The following is a 21360-nucleotide window of genomic DNA, read 5'->3' on the forward strand; positions in this document are numbered from 1 at the left end:
GAACGCGAGGCTCAGGCCTTCACGCGCTCCAGCTTGATCGGGTAGGTGCGTCCCGAATTCCACTGTGCCACGTAGATGCTCTGATCGTCGTCGATCAGCATGCCGTGGGGATAGGTGAAGAGCTTCGTGTCGGCGGCGAGGCCACCCAGCTTGCCATCGGCATAGGCGGGCGCGGGAGCCGCGAGATTCGAGATGACCTTGCGCTCGGGATCGAGAACGCAAAGGAAGCCGTTCTCCAGGCTACCGTTCTGCGCGCCGTTGCCACGCAGGCAAGGAATCACGGTGTGATCGCCGAAGGGCACGATGAAGTTCGGCTGTGCACCGGTGAGTTCGAGGATATCGACCAGCTTGCCGTCCAAGGTGTAACGCTTCAGCTTCGACTCGCTGCGGGAGGTGATCCAAAGAAGCTTCTTCGGATCGCGGGTATCCACCCAGGCACCGTGGGCACAGGCCAGATTCGCGCCATCGCCTTCATCACCACCGAAGCACTTCACCCATTCGCCCTTCTTGTCGTAGCGGTGACACCAGCTCTTGCCGTAGCCATCCACCACGAAGAAGCCGCCATCGGGAGCGAGCGCGACGTGGGTCGGCTTGAACTCGCCGGCGTTCGCATACTTGCCGCTCTTCTCCGGGTAATCCCAGGTGCGCAGGATCTTCCCGTCGAGCGTGGTCTTGAAGAACTGGTGACGGTCGTGGTCGGTGATATAGAAGACTTCCTTGCCATCTTCTTCCGCGAGCGTGAAGCCGTGGGCTCCGGGAAACTCCGTACCCCACTTGCCGAGCAGCTTGCCGGCCTTGTCGTAGATGATGACGTTGTTCTTCGTCTCGTTCGTGAGGAGGAAGATCCGGCCGTCCTTCACCTGGATCATGGCGTGGCAATCCTTCACCGGAGTCTCCGCATCGAGCACGCCCCAGCCGGGAACGACGCGCCACTGATACTTGCCCTGGCCCACCACGGCTGCGCCGGTGGAAGCATCCTGGGATTGCGCAAGGCCGCGAGCGCTGAGGGCAACCATGGCGGAGGAGAGGGAGAGGAGGAAGTCGCGTCGGTCCACGTTCATGTCTCCAGCACACGATTTGAGGAAGTCTTCGCAAGCAAAAACATCCATGCGGGACAGGCCGAAAGATGCGATATGTTCTTCACGTAGGCAGCGCCTTTCGATGTCCGTTTGGCTTTTCTTCGAAACGCAATTTGCTTCAGGAGAAGCGCCGGATTTTCAAAAGCGCAGCGCGTTCAGCGCGGGACCACGCGAATGAAGACCCGCTGCGCCGAACCCTCCGGCAAAGAGCCCTGTGGCACCACAAATGGGGTGCTGCTTGCCGGCCAGCTTGCAGCCTTCCATGTGCCGACCTCGGACCAGGAGCCAAGATCCGCGGAGGCCTCCACCTTGTAATATCTGCCGGGCACGGTTTTCACGGTGGCGGTGACACCGTTCTCTCCCTTCTCGAGACCCAAGGCAAAGAGACGGCTCCCGGGATCGATCGGGCTCGTACCTGCCTCGTATTCGTCGAGATCGCTCGAACCATCATCGTCGGTGTCAGTCGTCGCCGAGAGGCCGGTGAGGACAGAGGCATAGGCCAGCTCCCAACGGTCCGGCAGGCCGTCTCCGTCCTCGTCCTCCTTGCCACCGAATCCGAGCGAGATGGAGAAGTAGTAATCCCGTGCCAGGTTCGGCAGCAGGTAGCCAACTGTGACCGGAGCCTGGCCGACGACAATGCTGCTGGCCGCGTTCGTCTCACTATAGCTGTAGTAATTGAGATCCGTCCCCTCGTATTCATAGGAAACGGCACCATTCCGCGTGCCGCCGGATCCATCGGGATAGGCGTCCATGAAACCGGGTGCGATCTTCTCCCCCGGCGCGAGCGTGAGCTGCACGGGCGCTGTGGAGAACGGAACGTCATTGTTTCCCAGCGCGTAGGTGGCACGGGTCACGCCGATCGCCAGCACGGTGAAGCTATTGCTCCCATTCATCTTCACGACGAATGGGGTCACTGGATCGGTGACCCGGGAAGCATGGAAACGGAAACGGTCGATGCTCACATTGAGCGGTTCCGCGGTATTGTTCGTGAAGGTATCCGTCTTGTTGATCACGAAATTCGAATTCGCGCCGTCCACGCCATAGCCGGGCTGAATATTGAGCCCATTCCCCATCTCATAGGCCTCGATCGTGTAGCTGACGGTGAAGCGGTAGTTCCTGTGGAAGGTGGTGAAGAGCTTGGTGCCATGATCGGGCATGGCGCCTAGGGTGATGGATCCAGCATCGGCATCCGTATCGCCGCCGCCATACCAGATCTCCGCACCGCCGTCTTCCCACTCGACAATCCCCGCCACGCTGCCACCCGAGCCATCCGGGTTGGAATCGAGGAAACCGATCGCAATCGTTTCGCCGGGAGCCACGTTGATCTTCGTCATACCGTCGGAAAAGGGCAGGCTATTACTACCCACGGCGTAGTTGGTTCTCGGCGTGCCGATGGCGAGAACGGTGAAGTCATTGTCCCCCTTCACCTTTACGACAAAGGGTGTCAGCGGATCGCCACTGCGTCCCGCCTTGAAGGAGAATCGATCCAGTGCCAAGCTGAGCGGAGCGCCGCTCAGGTTGGTGAAAGTATTGTCCTCATTCACCACGATGTTCGAGTGCCAGCCGTCGGGCATCAGGTAACCGGCCGGGGTGGAAACCGGGATACCCATCTGCCCCGCGCCATAGAAACCGGAGGACTTGGTGCATGAATCGGCATTCATGCCGAGGATCCAATCCGCCACCCGGGATACGGCAACATTGTCAACAATCCCCTTTGCCAAGGGCGGCATCGAGCAGCACTCGTCGATCGTATTCATCCGCAGCAACATCACGGAGTTCTCGAAGCTGCCCGGCTTCACCACGGCTGGAGCGGGAGCGCCAAGCCCATCCATCACCGGACCGCAGACGATCGACTGGCCACCGAGCGGCGTGACGAGCCGCGCATCAAAGAAAGCGCGCGAGCTGCCCCCAGGCTGGTGGCAGTGCGAGCAATTGCTATCCAGATAAGATCGGGCCCACGCCTCATCGGACACGGTGCTGCTTTCCGCATCCGCGGATGTTAGCACGCTCTCAAGCTGCGCGACCGTGATCGATTGCGGGATGAAGCCCGCCACGCTGAGCGACTCGATCTGATTGGCAGTCCCGCCGCCAGGATAGGAATAACTGCGATTGAGCTGGCGGGTGCGGAAGCCAAGAACCGGCCCCGCCACGCTGGTATGGCACATGTTGCACTGCTGCCGCGAGGGGTAGAGGTAATCGAAGGTCTCACCCTCGATCGTGAAGGTCTCCTCGCCACCATTTTCTAACAAATCGGCCTCGATGCCGTCGGCACGCCACTTGTAGGTCACACCGCCCCAGCCATCGGTACCGTGGACCAGAAGGCGCGTCTCCAGCGGGGCCTCGGTCACCGGATGCGCGAAATGCTTCACGAAGACGGTGCCCACCGGCAACTGCCACGCACCGGTCTCGCTGTAGGTGATCTGCTCGGCAGGCGTATTCGCCACGCCGTCGTTCGGGATCATCACCCAGCGCTTCTTGTGCATGCCGGCGCTCCACAGCGGCATGTTCACATCGAAGGGAATCATCCCGGGCGCAGGAGCCAGTGTTGGCAGATCCGTGAAAACTCCCGTCTGGGAAAGCAGCGGCGGATACTGCCAAGTCCCGCCTCCCGGAGGACCGGCCGGCTTGACCCGCGAGATCTGTGCAGTGCCCGGATTCCCGCCTGCCAGTTGCAAGAGCAAAGGTTCGCCCTGCGAATCCACACCGATGGAGCTGATCCCATTGAAAAGATAGCCGGGACGTCCTTGCGCGAATTGCTCCACGGACCGCACCTGCTTTGCCACCGGATCGTAGTCCACCGCGTAGAGCAGCTGGGTGCCATTGTCGCCGTAGAGATACTTCCCCGCCAGCTGCGGGATCGCCGTGCCACGATAGACATGACCGCCGATGATGCAGGACCCGAGAGAGTGCGAGTAATCGTGTACTGGCGCCCTCGAAATCCCGATCAGCGGATCAGGCGCAGCTCGGAAACCAGCCGCCGTACCTTCCTTATAGTTCCACTCGAAATTCAGGCCGGGACCGTCGATCACGTCGACTTCCTCGCGATTGTTCGCACCGACATCGCCAATCCAGAAGAGACCGGTCACGGCGTCGAAGCTCATCCGGTGCGGCTCGCGCAGGCCAATCGCATAGAATTCTTCGAGAATGCCCGCGTTCACGTCCTGCCATGGATTGCTACTTGGAATATAGTAATTCTGCGTGAAGGAACCCTGTCCTGCCGGCTGGCGGCGGATCGGATGGCTCACCGTGCCCCCCTGCATGTCCACGTCCATCCGCCAGACGCCGGATCGGGCGCGGTCATTGATCTTCTGCGTAAACGGGGAAGAGTCGCCGCTTTCCGTCCCTTCATCACCGAAGGCGAGGTAGAGAAAGCCGTCCGCACCGAAGCACATCCCACCACCTTCATGACCCTTCGTGGTATCATACTGGTGGATCAGCAGCTGCTCGCTGGCAGCAGTGAATGCGCTGCCATTCCAAGTGAAGCGCGCGAGCCGGTCATAAAAAGGCGGATTCGCGCTCGGCTGGTCGCTGGCTGGATTGTGGACGTAGTAAACGTAGAGATAGTCCTTCCCCTGCCCCTTCCCGAACTGCGGGTGGAAGACCGTGGACAGAATGCCGCCGTGTTTCGTGCCGGGATCGTTGTTCTCCCAATTGTAGTGCCAGACACGATCCTGGATATCGAGGACCAGCTGTTTCGTCGTGGTCGTGTCATTGTCGGCCACCTTGTAAATGCGGCCATCCATTTCCGCGATCAGCAGCTGCCCCGGCGATTCCGGCCAAGGCCGCGCATCGATGGGCGCATCCCAATCCAAGGCCGGGAAGGCTTCGACCACTTCGACACCGGTCGGCACCACGGACAGCGTCGGCAAGACCCCGTTCGCGAATGGCCCCACCGCCTTCGGACCACCAAAGCCACTCGTACCCTCCGCATAGGCCCGCAGGGAGGGTGCATTCGCCGCAGGAAAGTCCGACGGCACCGTGGCCGGAGGATTGATGCCCGCGCACCATTTCACCGCACGCACTAGGTTCTCTTGGAATGCTGCGCAACGGAAGCCCCCCGGCGCATTCTCACCTTTGCCAATATGCCCGTAGCTTGAGGCGTAGACCCGCCCGGTGCCGTAGTTCACGGTCCACTCCACCGGGAACTGAAGCTGCGTCAACGGGTCCTTCGCGTAAGAAAGCACCGTCAGGTTCTCTGCGGGTCCGCGAGGATAACGCCAGACTTCCAGGTTCGCGGCCATCCATGAAGCAGGCAAACCGGCATGGATCGGGTGATCGCCGAGCCGCTTTACGAGAATGTCGCTACGATCGCCGTGGCTGGTAAGAGCACCCTGCCCCGGAAGGACGACCTGAAGCGTCTCGTCCGCGTTGATGATGATCGACTTCCCCAAGCTCGCCGGATTCCAGCGCAGCCCGAGCATCTCGCCATACTCGTTCCAGCCAGCAAAGGAATCACATGCCTCGTGGATCGCCACGAAACCGCCACCGCCATGAACGTAGGAAGCAAAGGCCGACTCGACGGCGGAGGGCCAGCGCGGTTCACCACCCGACCCATTGCTATAGCCGGAGAGCACCACGTCATAGGCAGGGAAATCCGGGTGCCAAGCGGCCCAGCCGGGGTCGCCCGCAGCACCAGGCGTGACGCTTACCTCGACATCAAAGCTCCCGTCGCGCGAAAGGATCGCCTTCAGGGCCTCCTTCCGGCGCTCCCAGTCATGATTACTGGCACCTTCGATGATGAGGACTTTCGTCCGTTCCGCTTGGACAGCAGAAACGAACGCGGGGAACAGCAGGGAGACAACAAGGGGGCGAATCATGGGGGTACCGGTGGGGGCCGGTCGCGTCCGCATGAAAAACGGAACGCGAGTCTGGGTGAATGGGAACGCCGGGCATCACAGCATACCCGCCACTCCGGTTCCAGACCTTTAAAAGTTCACATCTGTTTATCATTTTCAGATGCGGCCCGCCTCTTGCGGACTATCTCTCGATCCCGCCATGTAGCACGAACCACGCAGGATTCAGGTGCGCCAGCGGCTCGCGAAGCTTGTCGATTTCCGCGGCCGGGCCGTGGAATTCCAGACGGATCATGTCGGAGATGGTGAGCATCTTCGCGATCACGGAACCCACGTTCTGGAGGTGGTGCAGGGTCGCCTCGCCGCCCGGATAGCCTTCCCGGCAAAATACCACGTCGTCATTCACCGTGAACTCGTAGAAGAGGCAGTCCGGCTCGGTCTTCGTGGCCGCCACGAACTCCCGGAGCACTTCCTCGATCTGCTCGAAGGTGGTTCCGGCGTGGGCTTTGAAGTACGGATGGATGGTAACGAGGTTCGCAGGCAGACTCATGTGCGCTAGATGAAGCGAAAGCCCGGCCAGATGGCAGGAAAAAATCACCGACCACGTCCCCGCCCCGGAGCCGGAACCCTGCGGTAAAGCGACACCCCCCCTAACCTCCGCACCGGTGGCGGCGGCTGAGCCTCAAAAATCCCCCGCGTCGCGAAGGCGGATGGCTGGCGGCGAACCGCAGGGGATCACTTGCTGCCTTCGAAATAGCCGTTGGGGTTGCGGAAACCATCGATGTATCCCCAGATATAGTCATTCCGATGGGCGCGTGGCAGGGTGCGATCTTCGTTGATGTGCGGATCGTAGGCTCTTCCGTAGACCTTATCGCCGCTTCCATCGACGTACCCGCGGCGATAAGCGTCCTGCGGTGCATAGCCCGCAGCCTGATAGCCCGTCGCCACATAACTGCAGGAGGGAGCTGAGAACGCCATTAGGAGGCCCAGTGGGACAAGGGTGGACATTTTCATAGCATTTCACCTCTAACACCGGTCCATCATGCCGTCTAGGTGCAATTGAAACGGCTATCTTAACGATGCCTGGCACCCTGCGGCTTGCGCGGGATCAGGCAGGCCAGCACGACGCCCCCCAAGAAGCCGCCGATATGCGCGCCGAACGCGACGTTCGATTCGCTGCGGCTGAGGATCGAGTAGTAATCGATCGCCACCCCGGCCAGCCCCACCAGGGCGAGCTGGCCCGGCGGGATCGGGCGTGCCATCGGCCAGACATGCGGGGTCGGCAGATGCCAGCGCATGGCGAGCCCCAGATAAAGTCCCTCGAATCCCATGACTGCACCGGAAGCACCGAGCGTCGGGACCGGGCTGTCGGCATTTAGCACCACATGGGTGATGGCACCGGTGACGGCCGTGATGAGGAAGGTCGCCAACATCCAGCCCTGCCCCAGCAATTCCACCGCAAGTGCCGCGAAGAGCCACAGGAAGAGCATGTTGTAGATCACGTGCTCGGAGCTTCCATGCAGGAAAGCGTAGCTCACGAGGGTGCCGAACTGCTTCGCGTCGGCGAGATCGAAACTACCGCCACGCAGGTCATTCCAGCTCTCCACGACCGCCTGCGGGACGGCCATGAAGGGAGCGTACCAACCGCTCTCGCTCCGCCACTGGAGAAAGTAGATGGCGAACATCGCGGTGATCAGCACCAACAGCGGGCCCTGGGCATGAAACAGGGCTTGGGTGGCATCATGTCGGATCCGGCGCATGGGGGTCTGCCGGGGATGTCTGGGTAGATTCTCGCATCGTGGCAAGGCCCGGCTTGCGCTGCCGGGATCGGACGCTAGTTTGCCCGCCCCTTTTCGAATGGCAGCACAGACATGGACGCGCGGACAGCGCTGGGTAAGCGACAGCGAACCGGAACTCGGACTCGGCATCATCCTGAGCGGAGGACACGGCAAGGTGGAAATCGTCTTCCCGGCCGCCGGGGAAAACCGTTGCTACGCGCTTGAGTCCGCGCCCTTGCGCCGCGTGAAATTCCTGCCCGGTGACAAGATCACCACCCATGAGGGAACGGAGATGACCGTGGACAAGGTCCGTGAGGAAGGCGGTCTTCGCATTTATGAGACCGACGCCGGAGATGTCGCGGAAGCCGAACTGTCCGACTCCATGGCATTCAACAAGCCGGAGGAGCGGCTCTTTGGCGGCAAGCTGGATGATCCTTCCGAGTTCGACCTGCGGGGCGAGGCACTGCACCGACGTGCGGAAATGCGGCGCTCCCCTGCGCGCGGTCTCGCCGGGGCCCGGGTGGACCTGATCCCGCACCAGCTTTTCATCGCGAATGAGGTGGCAAACCGCCCCTGCCCCCGCGTTTTGCTCGCGGACGAGGTGGGTCTCGGAAAAACCATCGAAGCCTGCCTCATCGTCCATCGCCTGTTACTCACCGGTCGAGCCTCGCGGGTAATGATCCTGGTACCGGGCGCGCTGATCCACCAGTGGTTCGTCGAGCTGCTGCGGCGCTTCCAATTGTCCTTCGATATCTTCGACGAGGAGCGCTGTGAAGCGATTGAGGAAGGCGATCCGGAGGGAAATCCCTTCCTTGATAGCCAATGGGTGCTCGCGTCCACCGATCTCCTCGCGGGCAACGAAGTCCGCACGCAGCAAGCTATCGCGGCGGGTTGGGACGTGCTGGTGGTCGATGAAGCTCATCACCTCGAATGGTCACCGGAGCAACCTGGCCCCGCTTATGAGGTTGTCCGCGCCCTGGCCGCGCAAACCGAAAGCCTGCTGCTCCTCACCGCAACTCCGCAGCAGCTCGGCCCGGAAGGCCACTTCGCACGGCTGCAGCTTCTGGACCCCGGCCGCTATGCGGACCTGGAGAAGTATCGCGAGGAAACCCGCCACTATGAAGAGGTGGCGGATATCGTTGAAGATCTCTCCAACGGCGGAAAGGTCAGCGAACGCTTGGTCAAACTCGTCAAAGGCCGCCCGCGCTTCGAAAAAGGCCTGCTCGAAACCGCCGGAGAAAAGCCGCATGCCCGCGAAACCCTGATCCGCGACCTGCTGGATAGCGTCGGCGTGGGCCGCGTGATGTTCCGGAATACCCGCGCGCGCCTCGGTGGCTTCCCTCAACGCGAGCCGCATCTCATCCCGCTCAAAGGCAGCGACGGCATGGCCGCGAAGACCAAGTGGCTCGGCAAGCTGCTCGCCTCGCTTGCTCCGGAGGACAAGGTCTTGGTAATCGCAAAAACCCGCGAGCTCGCGGAGGAAATCATGGAATCGCTGCGCGACAGCGACGGCACCGTGGCTGCGCTTTTCCACGAAGATCTCACTTTGATCCAGCGCGACCGGAATGCCGCGTTCTTCGCGGAAGAAGAGGGAGCCCGCGTCTTGATTTGTTCCGAAATCGGGAGTGAAGGCCGCAATTTCCAGTTTGCCCGCCATCTGGTGCTCTTCGATTTGCCGGACCACGTCGATTTGCTTGAGCAGCGCATTGGCCGCCTCGATCGCATCGGACAACGCGGCACCATTCAGATCCACGTGCCCTACATCGCCGGAGGTCCTGAGGAAGTGCACGTGAAGTGGCTGGACGAGGGCCTGAATGCCTTCCGCTCCAGCCCTCACGGTGCGGCGGAGATTCAGCAGGAACTCCAGGACCAGCTGGATGCCGCTCTATCGAAAAAAGGCAAAGCCGCGCTGCAGAAGCTGATCGCGAGCACACAGGAGAAGCGTGAGGAGATTTCTTCACGACTCGCCCGCGGCCAAGACCGCTTGCTTGAACGCAGCTCGCATCGTCCCGAGCGCTCGGCGAAGGTGATCAACCACATCACCGACTGGGATGAGGACGCGGAGTTCGAAGAATTCATCATGCGGCTCTTCGAGCACTCCGGCCTGCACATCGAGGAACTCGGCAAGCGCCGCTATTTCCTGCTGCCGGGGAACTTGAAGTCCGATGCTTTCCCATCCCTGCCGAATGAAGGCTTGAGCGTTACCTTTGATCGCCAGAGGGCGCTCGAGAGGGAACAGGAAGCCTTCCTCACTTGGGATCATCCGATGGTACGTGCCGCGCTCGACCTGATGCTTGGCTCGGAAGCGGGCAATGCTGCCTTCGGCGTGTGGGAGTCCACCGGCGAAAAACGCATGCTGCTGGAAGCATGGGTCGTCGTGGAATCCATCGCCCCCGCGCACCTGCACGTGGAACGCTTCCTCCCGCAAACACCCCTGCGCATCGCGGTGGACCACACCGGCGGTGATCAGACGAATGACAAGGGCCTGCAACAGGCAAAGCTGCGCCGCGGCGATCCGGCGAGCCTGCTGAAGAACGAAGCGGTGAAGCGCAAGGTACTGCCCGTGATGCTGGACAAGGCCCGGGATTTCGGCGTCGCGCACAGCCGTGCGGTCATCGACGAAGCGATGATTGTCATGCGCTCTGAAATGGCCGCGGAACTTTCGCGCCTGCGCGATCTCGCGGAGGTGAATGACCACGTGAAGCCGGAGGAAATCGCCGCCTTGCAGAAGCGAGAAAAAGAGCTCGCTGAAGCGATATCCTCGGCACGCGTCCGCCTGGATGCCGTGAGGCTGGTGTGGAAGGCACCCGTGAGAGGGGCCGCCGCGGAGTAGGTCCGACTTTAGCGGAGCGACCCCGGTCGCTCCGCTGCCTGAGATCACAACTGATCCGCGATCGTTTCCGCCAAGGCTCCTCCGGGAGCTTGGGTCTCTTCCAGCTTCACCAGCCTGGAGGCCCGGAAGTCTGGCTGGAACACCGCGCTTTCCAAGCTGCGGATGGCCGTGGCATCGGAGAATGCGAGGTTCAACTCGCGATTGATCCGCAGGCTCAGGGTATCGAGATTCGCCGATCCGACGCTCGCCCAACCATCGCAGACCATCACCTTCATGTGGGTCATCCGGGGGTAGCGATACACTTTCGCGCCCGCTTGGATCAAACCGCGGGCCGTCGCCATGTTCCCGGCATCCATGATCGTCGAGTCGCCGCGCTCCGGAAGGATCACCCTCACGTCCACGCCGCGACGTGCCGCAGCTTCGAGCGCACGCGCCGTCTCATCATGCGCAAAATACGGGTTCTCGATCCAGATCCGCTTCCGCGCCGCGTGAATGGCCAACAAGCCGGCATCCATGACATCGGTCTCGCCACGCGCCGCATCCGTGCGCAGCAGGCGCACCGGGAAATCACGCGGCCCGGGCTTCGGCACAGCGATCGCCTTGGGATAGTGGAAGATGGAGAAGTCACCCCAGATGCTGGCCTTCCGCCAGGCACGATTGAACTCGCGGCCCAAGCTTCCCACCACCGGACCTTCGACCTTCACCATGAGGTCGTGCCACTCCGAGAAATACTCCCGGCCGATGTTCATCCCGCCCATGATCGCGGTCTGTTTGTCGAAGACGAGCAGCTTGGTGTGATCACATACCAGCCACGGATTCAAGGAACGCCGTACCCGCACGTGCGAATTCTCCCGCAAGTAGAACGCGATATCCACCGGCGGAACGAAACCCGGAGGCCCAGGCGTCTCCGGTGCCGCGCCATGGGCGAAGGTGCTGCCCAGGTCATCGAAGAGCACGCGAATCGGCACTTGTTCGGCCTTCGCCTTGAACTTGTCGGAATAGCGGACCGCGATGTCGTCGTTGTCGTAGATGAAGACCTGCACATCGATGGATGCCCGCGCCTTCTCGATCTGGCGGTCGAGCTCCGGGAAGAAGCTCTTCCCGTCGACCAGCCACGAAAGGCTTCCGGGTTGAGGAGGCCGCAGACCCTTCTCATCAAGCAATCTCTCGAACTCGGGGGTGCCCGGTATTTCCGCGGGCTGAACCACGGGTGCCAGTTCTTCCAACGGGATGTTTCCCGCCACGATCTCTCGCGGCCGGTGCCAGAGCACGGCGAGACCGGTACGGATCGTCGTCGCCGGCTGCCGCACGATCGCCAGGCCGGTCGCTCTCACACTGCTCACCGCGAGCTGGCCCGCGCCTGTCACTGAATCACTGGCCTGCGGCAGGCGGTCGGTGGAACGAAAGGCATTGGAGCGCAGCGACGCACAGGACGGAAACAGCAGCAGCAGCGGCAGGATGAAAATGAAGCGCCTGCTAGGGTGGCTGCGGGTTTCCGGCATAGCCCCAATCAAGCGGATCCGGGCCATCTGGCAAGTGGCCGATCAATCGATTCCCATGTCCTTCCGCATCGCCAGTACCATCTTCACGTGGCGGATGTCGTTCTCCTTGCTCGATTCGTTGTCGAAATTCAGCCCGTAGGGCCAGAAGTGCATCCGGTCGGCATTCAGCACGGCGTCCTTGCCATCAAACTCGCGGAGTTGCTCCAGCGCATGCTTGCCGGTCCACTTGCCGTCCTTGATGTTCGCCTGCCAATTGCCATGGGTGCCGATGCCGAGCGTATGCCCGATTTCATGCAGCGCCACACGGGCATTGATCGATCCCCCGAAATTGATCCAGCCGTCATAGTTGGCATCCGCAGTCGGTGTGCCGGGGCTGTTATTTGCCGTCAGGTCTTTCTTGAAAACGCCGACCTTGTTATAGAGCGCCACGGCACGATCCATTGCATCGGTGATCCTCTTCTTCCTATCCTCCGGCCACTTCTCGGATCCATTGGAAAGCTTGTACTTCAGATACTGCCGGACCTTCTCCTCCGGTGCTTCAGCGGAAGCAGTCTCCGTCCTCAGCTTCGCAACAAATTCCCGATCGGCCGCACTAAGAAATTTGAGCGGCACGGTCAGTTCCTTGCCATCGGAGCGACGGATCACCACCGCATCGGTATTCGCACGGAGGAAAACCCCGTCGATCGGCCGACCGTCATTGGAGACCCAGGTGCGGCTTGCCGATTCTTCGTTCACGCCAGCGGCAAGAAGGACATTGGCGAAGCTGGCGATGGAGAGGGACAGGAGCTGAATCTTCATCCGTGGAAGCAAGGAGTTTCCGGAAAAACCGCCCGTCCTCTATGACGTTTCGGCGATTCCGACGGAATCCCACAAACGTTCGAGAGACCGATGCGGAATGCGAAGTCCCAACTCTTCTTTCAGCATGTCTCAACGCTTCGACATTTCCTGCCAGCTAGCCATGGATCTCCGTGTCCCAAGGGGACGCTTCATAAAAGCCCGGCACGAAGTGCCGGGTAGGGGATGCGATGGGCATTGCGTCCTGACAGGACGCTTCATGCAGGGTCTGCGTCCTCCCATGTTGCCGGGAAGCGCAACGACAACGTAAGGTTCGCTCCGTGCCACAATCTCTTGCCCGCCTGATCGTCCACGTGGTGTTCTCAACGAAGAATCGAGCTCGTTTCCTGACAAACGAAATCCGCCCACATTTGTTCGCCTACCTGGCTACCGTGGGCAGAGACTTGAACTGCGAGGTTTTCCGGATCGGCGGCGTTGAAGACCATCTGCATCTTGCGGTGGGCCTCTCACGGACGGTCAGCATCGCGGAGTTCGTGAAGAGGATAAAGCAATCCAGCTCCGTCTGGATGAAGGATCAATCCGGCGTGAGTCCCAACTTTGAATGGCAGGCGGGATACGGAGCTTTTTCCCTGGGTCAATCTCAACTCGAAGGGCTGGTGAAATACATCGAATCCCAACAGGAACACCACCGGTGTGCGATCTTTTCAGGACGAATACCGCGATCTACTCACCAAATACGGCATCAACCCGGATGAACGCTACCTCTGGGACTGAAACCTCTGCACCGCATGAAGCGTCCTGTCAGGACGCAATCCATGCGACGAGCCAACCCGGCACTTCGTGCCGGGCTTTTATAAAGCGTCCCTTGGGACGCAGTAATCTCGCAGGCCGATCAACCCCTCGGGCCGCGATCGAAATCGAGGATGAAGTTCCGCCCGCGGAGCTGAGCACCCTTCGAGATCTGCACCAGGCGCTCCGCGCAATCGGCACGCACATCGATGCGGCTGTGCTTCGCAAACAGCTTCACGTGACCCACGGCACCATCCGGCAGGCCGGCCTCGCCATAGAGCATGCCGATGATCTCGCCGACCTTCACGCCGTGGAATTTCCCCAGCGAGAAGAAGAGCGGGACCATGTCCGCATTGTCTTGCGGACCACTCTCACGACGCTCGCGAGGGCCACGATCTTCACGCGGACCACGGTCACCGAAGTTACCACGCGGTTCACGCGGCTCGCGGCGTTCACGGCGGTTGCGATCCCGCGGATCCTCACGGTCCTCAATGATCTCGCCGAACTCACGGCCACGCGACTCGCGCAGCAAAGTGAAGAGCACGCTGGCGATGTCCGTTGGCGTGTAGCCTTGCTCGAGCAGGCGGTCCACCTGGCTTTCGTGCGATTGGAACTCGCCCTTCTCCAGGCGCTCCTTGATCTCCTCGAAGGCAAGGTCGGCCAGACGGCCTTCGACTTGCTCTTGGGATGGCACCTTCTCGCGGCGGATGACCTGGCGCGTGTAGCGCTCGATCATTTCCAAGCGGTGGATCTCGCGGCCGAAGACAAAGCTTACGGCACGACCACTGCGCCCGGCACGACCGGTGCGGCCGATACGGTGCACATAGTCTTCCGGGTCCTGCGGCAGGTCGTAGTTGAAGACGACATCAATGTTCTCCACGTCGAGCCCGCGCGCGGCAACGTCGGTAGCGACGAGCAGCTCGATGGTTCCTTCGCGGAAGCGGCGCAGCACACGCTCGCGCATCTGCTGGGTGATGTCGCCGTGGAGGCGGTCCACCGTGTAGCCGCGGGCGAGCAGCGACTCCGTGCACTCGTCGACAGAGCGCTTGGTATTGCAGAAGATGATCGCGAGGCGGGCCTGCTCCATGTCGAGCAGACGGGACAACACCTCCACCTTCGAGCGCTCGCGCACTTCAAAGTAGGATTGATCGATGGTCGAAACGGTCTTCGCCTTCTGATCGATCTGGATCGTTTCCGGATTGTTTCCGAAACGACCGATGAGATGGGCCACGCCCTTGCTCATCGTCGCGGAGAAGAACATCGACTGGCGCTCCTTTGGCAGCGCGGCGAGCAGCTCTTCCATCTCCTCGCGGAAACCGAGGTCGAGCATGCGGTCTGCTTCATCGAGGACGATGGTCTGGATTTCGCTGACGTCGAAAGAGCCACGGCGCAGGTGATCCATCACGCGGCCAGGGGTGCCGACCACGACTTGCACCCCATCGCGCAGGGCGCGGAGCTGGCGATCCATCGGCGCGCCGCCGTAGACCGGCACCGCACGGAGCTGGCCGAGCTTCGAGCCGAGGCGGTGCACTTCCTCGCACACCTGCACCGCGAGTTCGCGGGTCGGGCAGAGGATCAGGGCCTGTGGCAGGCGCTTCTTGAAATCGAGCTTCGCCAAGAGCGGCAGCGTGAAAGCGGCGGTCTTGCCGGAGCCGGTGTGGGACAGGCCGAGGATGTCGCGGCCGGTCAAGGCGACCGGGATCGCCAAGGCTTGGATGGGCGAGGGGCGCTCGAAGCCAAGGGATTCGACGGCGGCGAGGAGTTCGGCGGACAAGCCGAGTTCGGAGAAAGGCGGTGTTTCCATAATGAGGTATCAGGCGGTTCAAGGACGTGTGATCCTGGAAGCCATACCCAAACGCCTCCGTGGATCGAACACCCCGCGACAGCGGGGGCGCGGAGACTGGCCGCTTTTGCCGGTCTGGCAAGAAACATTTTTTCCGCGAACCAGCAGTCTACCTCACGGTCTTCACATTCACAAACTCCCGGATTCCATGCTCCCCGAGCTCCCGGCCCCAGCCGCTGTCCTTTACGCCTCCAAACGGGAACCGCGGGTCGGAGACCACCTGGGCATTGATCGCCACCGTGCCCGTTTCCAAGGCTTGCGCCACGCTGCGCGCCCTTGCCTCACTCCCGCTGAATACCGCCGCGCCGAGACCGAAAGGGGTGCGATTCGCCAGCTCGATCGCTTCTTGCATGTTCTTCACCCGGACCACCGGGGCCACCGGACCAAAGGTTTCCTCTTCGAAAACCCGCATCCCGGGCTTCACCTTGGCGAGAAGCGTGGCGGGATAGTACGGCTTTCCCCGTAGCTCCTCTGCCTCGGGAAGCTCGCCGCCCAGTAGCAATTCCGCACCAGCCGCGATGCTATCAACCACCTGCCCGTGGATCTCGTCCCGCAGGTCCGCACGCGCCATCGGGCCGAGTAGCGTTGCCTCATCCATCGGATCGCCAGCCACATGGCGGGCCAGCTCTTCCCGCAGCAAGGCCACGAACTCATCGTGCACCGGTTCCGTGACAAGAAAGCGTTTCGCTGCGATGCAGCTCTGCCCGCCATTCACCATCCGTGCCGCCGCACAGGTCTTCGCCGCGGCTTTCAGATCGGCATCTTCCAGCACCAGATAAGGATCGCTCCCACCCAACTCGAGCACCGACTTCTTCAGATGCTTCCCCGCCGCTGCCGCCACCTGGCGTCCGGCTTCGGTGCTGCCGGTAAAGGTTACCGCGCGCACCCTCGGATCCGCGATCAGGGGCTCCACTTCCTTCCCGGAAATAAAGACCGCTTGCACGAAATCCTCCCGCTCGAAAGCTCCGGCCATCACCGCCACGATCGCCTTGGCACAACCGCTCACGTTCGAGGCGTGCTTCAGGAGAATGGTATTCCCCGCCATCAGCCCCGGCGCGGCAAAACGGAACATCTGCCAGAAGGGAAAGTTCCAAGGCATGATCGCCAGCACTGTTCCCAACGGCTCATGGCGGATCACGCCACCCTCGACTTCGCGGGGCGCAAGCATGGCCTCCCCATGCTCGGCGTAGTAGCGGCAGACCTTCGCGCACTTCTCCACTTCCGCCCGACCTTGAGCGACCGGCTTGCCCATCTCCTCCGCCATCAGCCGGGCAAACTCGTCCTTCCGCTCCTCCAAAAGGTCCGCTGCCCGTCTCAACCCCGCCGCCCGCTCCTCGAATGAAAGCGTCCGCAGAAGCTCAAAGGCCGTCGAAACCATCTGGAGGGGATCGGACATGCCCGCAGCTTGGCTCCGCAGACCTCAATCCGCAAGGGAAGCAGACACCGTGCAAAATGCCCCGAGCCAGCATTGCCTAACACCCCCCGAGAAATCCTCATCTCTCTCATTCCTAGTCTCTTGCAAATCGGCTGGTCACACCGGTTCAACATTTGCTTATACAGGCATACCCATGAAAAAGAATGCCACGAAGAAAGCCTCCCCCTCTGCTTCCAAGACCGAGGAGATCCACATCGGCCTCGATTCGAAGGTCCGGGGTCTGGCCGTAAAGCATCTCTCCGCAATCCTGGCGGACCAGCACGTGCTCTATACCAAGACGCGCAATTTCCACTGGAACCTCACGGGCCACCGCTTCCACACCCTCCACGAATTCTTCGAGAAGCAGTACGATGCCCTTGCCTTGGCCATCGATGAGACGGCCGAGCGCATCCGCATGCTCGGCTCATCCAGCCCGGGGTCCATGCAGGAGTTCCTCGCCCAAGCCACGCTGAAGGAGGTCAAAGGCGCTCTGATCGATGGCGATCACGCGATCGCCGCTTTGCGCGATGACCACGAAGCCGCCGCCCGCGAGGTTCGGAAGGCCGTGGATGTCCTTGATGAGGCAGGCGATGCCGGAACGGCAGACTTCCTCACCAATCTCCTCCAGCAGCACGAGCAAGCCGCTTGGATGCTCCGCAGCTTCCTTGATTGAGAGCCCTCAGTTGGTACCTTTCAAGCGGGAGACGGATTCCGTTTCCCGCTTCTTTTTGCCCAAACAAAAAAGCCCGTTCGACCGAAGTCGATACGGGCTCTTTTCGCCAGTGCGTGAGCGATCAGCGACTGGCAGCATCCTCGATCTTGTCGCCGACATGTTCGACGTCTTGACCGAAGCCTTGGGCGGTCCGGCAAGAATTCAGGCCGAGCGTGGCGGCACCAAGGAGGAGACACAGCGCCCATGCAGGGAGAGCGAACTTCGCCCGGCCATTCATGCGGCATGGGGTAGAGCGGAAGAGAAAGATCGGATTCATAACACCTTCTCTTTTCGCAGGGAGCGAACCAAGTCCCAGCCTCGGCATAAGAATCTGATAATCAGCAAAATTACCTGAATGCCGATTCCCGGGCAGGATTGCATCTCCATGCAGAATGCATCCATCCGTGAAACGGCTGCACTATCGTGCGAATTGCACGAAGGCGGATGAGGCCATCGTTTTTTGCATGAATCCTCTCAAGGAGCACGCCCCTAGAGCGACGCAGTTTACTCTCTTCCAATTATTTATGAAGACGTCAGCCCTACGGCATGGCATCTGTTAGGAAACGGAAGATCCATGGCTCGCTACGTCCTCCTTCTGAATCGCGGATCCGGCGGCAATGACCGCGGGCTGGATGCCAACGAGGTCTCCAACTCCGTCGAAAAGATCTTCCGCGAGGCGGGCCACCATATCCGCTCCGTCTTGGTCAGCCCGGGTGCACTCGATGCCGCCCTTCAGGAAGCTATCTCCACCACCCCGGATGGGATCATTGTCGCAGGCGGCGATGGTACGGCCTCCGCAGCAGCCCGCCGCTTGGGCGGCAGCTTGGTCGCCCTCGGGATCCTGCCGATGGGTACCTTCAATCTCGCCGCGCGGGATCTTGGCGTCCCTCTTGAAATGGAAGAGGCCGCGCGCTTCCTAGCCGCCGCCGAGCCTCTACCCGTTGATGTGCTGGAAGTGAACGGCCACGCCTGCCTGTGCACCACCATCCTCGGCTTCTACCCGCAATTCGCGGATACTTTCGAGCGCCGCGACCATGGCGGCCGTTGGTGGAAGAAGTCGCTGCGGCTCGTGACCGGCCTCCCACGCTACTTCTCCGAAGCGCGCCCCATCGATCTTTCCTGGCGAGGTGACGAACAAGGCACCGCACGCACCAAGTTCAGCGCCTTTGTTCCCGGTCGCTACAAGGCAAGCGCCGGCATCGTCCCCGCACGCACCGAGTTCCAATCCGGCACCTTCACGGGCTACGTCGGCACCCAGCGCAATGCCGCCGCTGCGATGCGTGGTATGTTTGACTACATCTTCGGCCGTCAGGAGAAGAACCCGGAGCTCATCCTTTTCAAGGCCTCCAAGCTCGAACTCCTCGGTGGCAAGAAGCGCGACACCGTGGTGATGCTGGACGGTGAGATCCTCCGCATGAGCTTCCCCATCCGGCTCGAGATAAAACCAGGCCACCTGAAAGTCCTCACCACGCCGGAAAACATCGCGGACGAAAAGGAGGACAAGACATGATCCGGATTCTCCACCTCTCCGATCCTCACTTCGGCGCCTCGGATCCCTTGGTCGCCTCCGCTTTTCTCGCGGAAGCCGAAACGCTCGCTCCCGATGTGACGATCCTCAGCGGCGATCTCACCATGCGCGCGCGCCGCGCGGAACTGGCCGAGGCAAAGGCCTTCGTTGAACGCCTGCCTCGTCCCCGTCTGATTATCCCGGGAAATCACGACATCCCCGCGCTGAACCAGCCCTTCCACCGCTTCTTTGCCCCTTTCAAGCGTTACCGCCAGACTTTCGGCGCAAACATTGAGCCGATTCATACCGCGCCGGGTCTGCATGTCGCCACCGTAAATAGCGCCAAGCCCTTCGGCCTGCACGCGGACTGGTCGGTCGGTCGCCTGACTCATGATGGCCTGTATCGCCTCGATCAACGCCTCTCCGGTGCGCCGGGCACCTTCCGCGTGCTCACGCTTCATCACCCGCTGCTCGCACCCGTCGGCCACCGCCGGGACGTCGTGCAGCCCTTGGACGATTTATTGGAGCTCCTCGCCAAGCACCGAGTCGACCTCGTGCTCTGCGGCCACTTCCACCAATCGCACCTCGCCACCATCGGCCAGAAACAAGGCTGGCAGTGCATCGTCTCCCAAGCGGCCACAGTCTGCTCGACGCGTCTCCAAGGTGAGTCCCAAGGCTTCCACCTGATCCGGGTGATGGACGATTTCATCGAAATCGATCGCCACGTTTTCCACGGGGACGCCTTCGAGTCCGACGCCACTTTCGCTTTTACCCGCGGCGAGTCCGGATGGACCAGCGCCGACCTCGCCACCCGCCATGAAACCAACCGCATCGCATGATCTGATCGTGATTGGAGGTGGCAGCGCCGGCCACGCCGCGGCACGAACCGCAGCCGGGCTCGGAGCCAAGGTCGCGCTCATCGAATCCGCCGAGCCCTTGGGCGGCCTCTGCATCCTCCGCGGCTGCATGCCTTCGAAGACCCTCATCGAAACCGCCAACCGCATGCGCGCGATCCGCGACGCTGCCCGCTTCGGCATCCGCGTGGCAGAGCCGGAGTTGGACGTGGACGCCTTGCGGGATCGCGTCCGGAGCCTCGTCTCCGATTTCCGCCAGCACCGGGAAAGCGAGATGACCTCCGGCCGCTACAAGCTGCTCCATGGCAGCGCCAGCTTTACAAGCGAGCACGAGATCGAGTTCGCCACGGAGAAAGGCGAGTCCCGCACCCTCACCGCAACCACTTTTGTCATCGCCACCGGTTCCACACCCTCCGTCCCGCCGATCCCCGGCCTAGCCGGGACGCCCTACTGGACCAGCGATCACGTGGTGCATCTCCCCTTCTTGCCGAAACATCTCGCGGTGCTGGGCTCCGGCGCGATCGGGATGGAATGCGCCCATCTCTTCGAAGGCCTCGGCAGCCAAGTCACGGTCATCGCCCGCGGGGACTCCATCATGGGCAAAATGGACCCGGAAATCGGCACGGTCATCGAAGCGGAAAGCGGGGACCGGGGCATTCGCTTCCTGAAGAAGACCGATCTCAAATCCGTCACCTACCGCCAGAATCACTTCTCACTCAGTTTGGAAGGAGCCGCGGATTCTCTGGAAGCCGACGCCCTGCTGGTCGCCACCGGTCGCACGCCGGCCACCGCCCACCTCGGCCTCGAGGGCATCGGCATCACCTTGGAGGACGGGAGGATCCTCATTGATGACCGCTGTACCACTTCCCTATCCCATATCTTCGCCGCCGGCGACTGCGCCAGCCCGGTGCCCGTGGTCCATCTGGCCGTGATCCAAGGCGAGGTCGCCGGAAAAAATGCCATCCGGCTCGCCAAAGACGGCCACCGGGACACGGCCGCCGTATGGAACCGCAAATCCGCCATGTCGGGCTGGTTCACTGAACCCCAGTGTGTGGAGATCGGCATGTCGGAGAAAGAAGCCCAGGAAAAGGGCATCACCGTCCTCACCGGCAGGAAGGACTACTCCGACCAAGGAAAAGGCATCATCACGGGCTGCCAGCGCGGCTTCGTGAAAGTCATCGCGGACGCGGAGAACGGACGCCTTCTCGGTGCCTGCGGAACGGGGCCGCTAGTAATCGAAACCGCCCACATCCTGCAGGCCGCGATCGAGCTCGGCGTAAGCGCCCAAGACTATCTTGCGATCCCCCACTATCATCCTACTTTGGCGGAGGCATGGCACCGTGCGGTCGCGGATCTGGCGGATCGCTTGCCGGTGCCGTGAATTGCAAAGCGCGACGTCGCCCACGGGGAAATTGCAGATTGCTTCAGGCTTGCTTGTATTCCCTAACAACTACTTTTCCG

At 61.6% G+C, this 21360-nt stretch carries 16 protein-coding genes; 6 read left to right on the forward strand and 10 right to left on the reverse strand.

Annotation, left to right across the window (positions count from 1 at the left end; genetic code table 11):
• Nucleotides 1-11 precede the first annotated feature (11 nt).
• The 5 genes from HHL09_RS11555 to HHL09_RS11575 all read right to left on the reverse strand — a co-directional run bounded on the left by HHL09_RS11555 (nt 12) and on the right by HHL09_RS11575 (nt 7632).
• Complete coding sequence (locus tag HHL09_RS11555) at nt 12-1061, reverse strand: NHL repeat-containing protein (protein WP_169454792.1); 1050 nt, start codon at nt 1059-1061, stop codon at nt 12-14.
• Between the two features lie 173 nt (nt 1062-1234).
• The gene (locus tag HHL09_RS11560; RefSeq protein ID WP_169454793.1) at nt 1235-5896 is read right to left on the reverse strand and encodes a ThuA domain-containing protein; all 4662 of its coding nucleotides are present in this window, start codon (nt 5894-5896) and stop codon (nt 1235-1237) included.
• A gap of 160 nt (nt 5897-6056) precedes the next feature.
• Nucleotides 6057-6422, reverse strand: coding sequence for a putative quinol monooxygenase (locus HHL09_RS11565; protein WP_169454794.1), 366 nt, complete (start codon nt 6420-6422; stop codon nt 6057-6059).
• Between the two features lie 185 nt (nt 6423-6607).
• Nucleotides 6608-6880, reverse strand: coding sequence for a hypothetical protein (locus HHL09_RS11570; RefSeq protein ID WP_169454795.1), 273 nt, complete (start codon nt 6878-6880; stop codon nt 6608-6610).
• A 65-nt stretch (nt 6881-6945) separates the two neighbouring features.
• The gene (locus tag HHL09_RS11575; RefSeq protein WP_169454796.1) at nt 6946-7632 is read right to left on the reverse strand and encodes a rhomboid family intramembrane serine protease; all 687 of its coding nucleotides are present in this window, start codon (nt 7630-7632) and stop codon (nt 6946-6948) included.
• A 97-nt stretch (nt 7633-7729) separates the two neighbouring features.
• Between HHL09_RS11575 and HHL09_RS11580 the strand changes: the two genes are divergently transcribed.
• Entirely contained in the window at nt 7730-10483 is a 2754-nt protein-coding gene (locus HHL09_RS11580) for a helicase-related protein (RefSeq protein ID WP_169454797.1), read from the forward strand.
• Between the two features lie 44 nt (nt 10484-10527).
• Here the strand turns inward: HHL09_RS11580 and HHL09_RS11585 are convergent, their stop codons facing one another.
• A complete protein-coding gene (locus HHL09_RS11585; protein ID WP_169454798.1) occupies nt 10528-11985 on the reverse strand; it encodes a phospholipase D-like domain-containing protein in 1458 nt (485 codons plus the stop codon).
• A 42-nt stretch (nt 11986-12027) separates the two neighbouring features.
• Nucleotides 12028-12783: a hypothetical protein gene (locus HHL09_RS11590; RefSeq protein ID WP_169454799.1), complete on the reverse strand. Its 756-nt coding sequence runs from the start codon at nt 12781-12783 to the stop codon at nt 12028-12030.
• Nucleotides 12784-13100: 317 nt separating this feature from the next.
• On the opposite strand from HHL09_RS11590, the gene tnpA reads away from it, so the two are divergent.
• On the forward strand, nt 13101-13535 hold the full coding sequence (gene tnpA, locus HHL09_RS11595) for an IS200/IS605 family transposase (protein WP_240963773.1): 435 nt from the start codon (nt 13101-13103) through the stop codon (nt 13533-13535).
• 137 nt (nt 13536-13672) lie between these two features.
• Here the strand turns inward: tnpA and HHL09_RS11600 are convergent, their stop codons facing one another.
• Entirely contained in the window at nt 13673-15373 is a 1701-nt protein-coding gene (locus HHL09_RS11600) for a DEAD/DEAH box helicase (protein WP_169454800.1), read from the reverse strand.
• 148 nt (nt 15374-15521) lie between these two features.
• A complete protein-coding gene (locus tag HHL09_RS11605) occupies nt 15522-16808 on the reverse strand; it encodes an NAD-dependent succinate-semialdehyde dehydrogenase (protein WP_169454801.1) in 1287 nt (428 codons plus the stop codon).
• 172 nt (nt 16809-16980) lie between these two features.
• Here HHL09_RS11605 and HHL09_RS11610 point away from each other — a divergent pair, with 172 nt between their 5' ends.
• On the forward strand, nt 16981-17499 hold the full coding sequence (locus HHL09_RS11610) for a Dps family protein (RefSeq protein WP_169454802.1): 519 nt from the start codon (nt 16981-16983) through the stop codon (nt 17497-17499).
• Between the two features lie 121 nt (nt 17500-17620).
• Here the strand turns inward: HHL09_RS11610 and HHL09_RS26845 are convergent, their stop codons facing one another.
• A complete protein-coding gene (locus HHL09_RS26845; protein WP_240963774.1) occupies nt 17621-17815 on the reverse strand; it encodes an entericidin A/B family lipoprotein in 195 nt (64 codons plus the stop codon).
• Nucleotides 17816-18112: 297 nt separating this feature from the next.
• On the opposite strand from HHL09_RS26845, the gene HHL09_RS11620 reads away from it, so the two are divergent.
• From HHL09_RS11620 to HHL09_RS11630, 3 genes are read left to right on the forward strand one after another with little or no spacing between them, the layout of a single operon-like run.
• A complete protein-coding gene (locus HHL09_RS11620) occupies nt 18113-19048 on the forward strand; it encodes a diacylglycerol/lipid kinase family protein (protein ID WP_169454803.1) in 936 nt (311 codons plus the stop codon).
• Complete coding sequence (locus HHL09_RS11625) at nt 19045-19884, forward strand: metallophosphoesterase family protein (RefSeq protein WP_169454804.1); 840 nt, start codon at nt 19045-19047, stop codon at nt 19882-19884. The genes HHL09_RS11620 and HHL09_RS11625 overlap by 4 nt, the downstream gene beginning before the upstream one ends.
• The gene (locus HHL09_RS11630; RefSeq protein WP_169454805.1) at nt 19862-21280 is read left to right on the forward strand and encodes a dihydrolipoyl dehydrogenase family protein; all 1419 of its coding nucleotides are present in this window, start codon (nt 19862-19864) and stop codon (nt 21278-21280) included. Before HHL09_RS11625 ends, HHL09_RS11630 begins: the two co-directional genes overlap by 23 nt.
• Nucleotides 21281-21360: the final 80 nt, after the last annotated feature.

It is taken from the genome of Luteolibacter luteus (assembly GCF_012913485.1).
Taxonomy (GTDB): domain Bacteria; phylum Verrucomicrobiota; class Verrucomicrobiia; order Verrucomicrobiales; family Akkermansiaceae; genus Haloferula; species Haloferula lutea.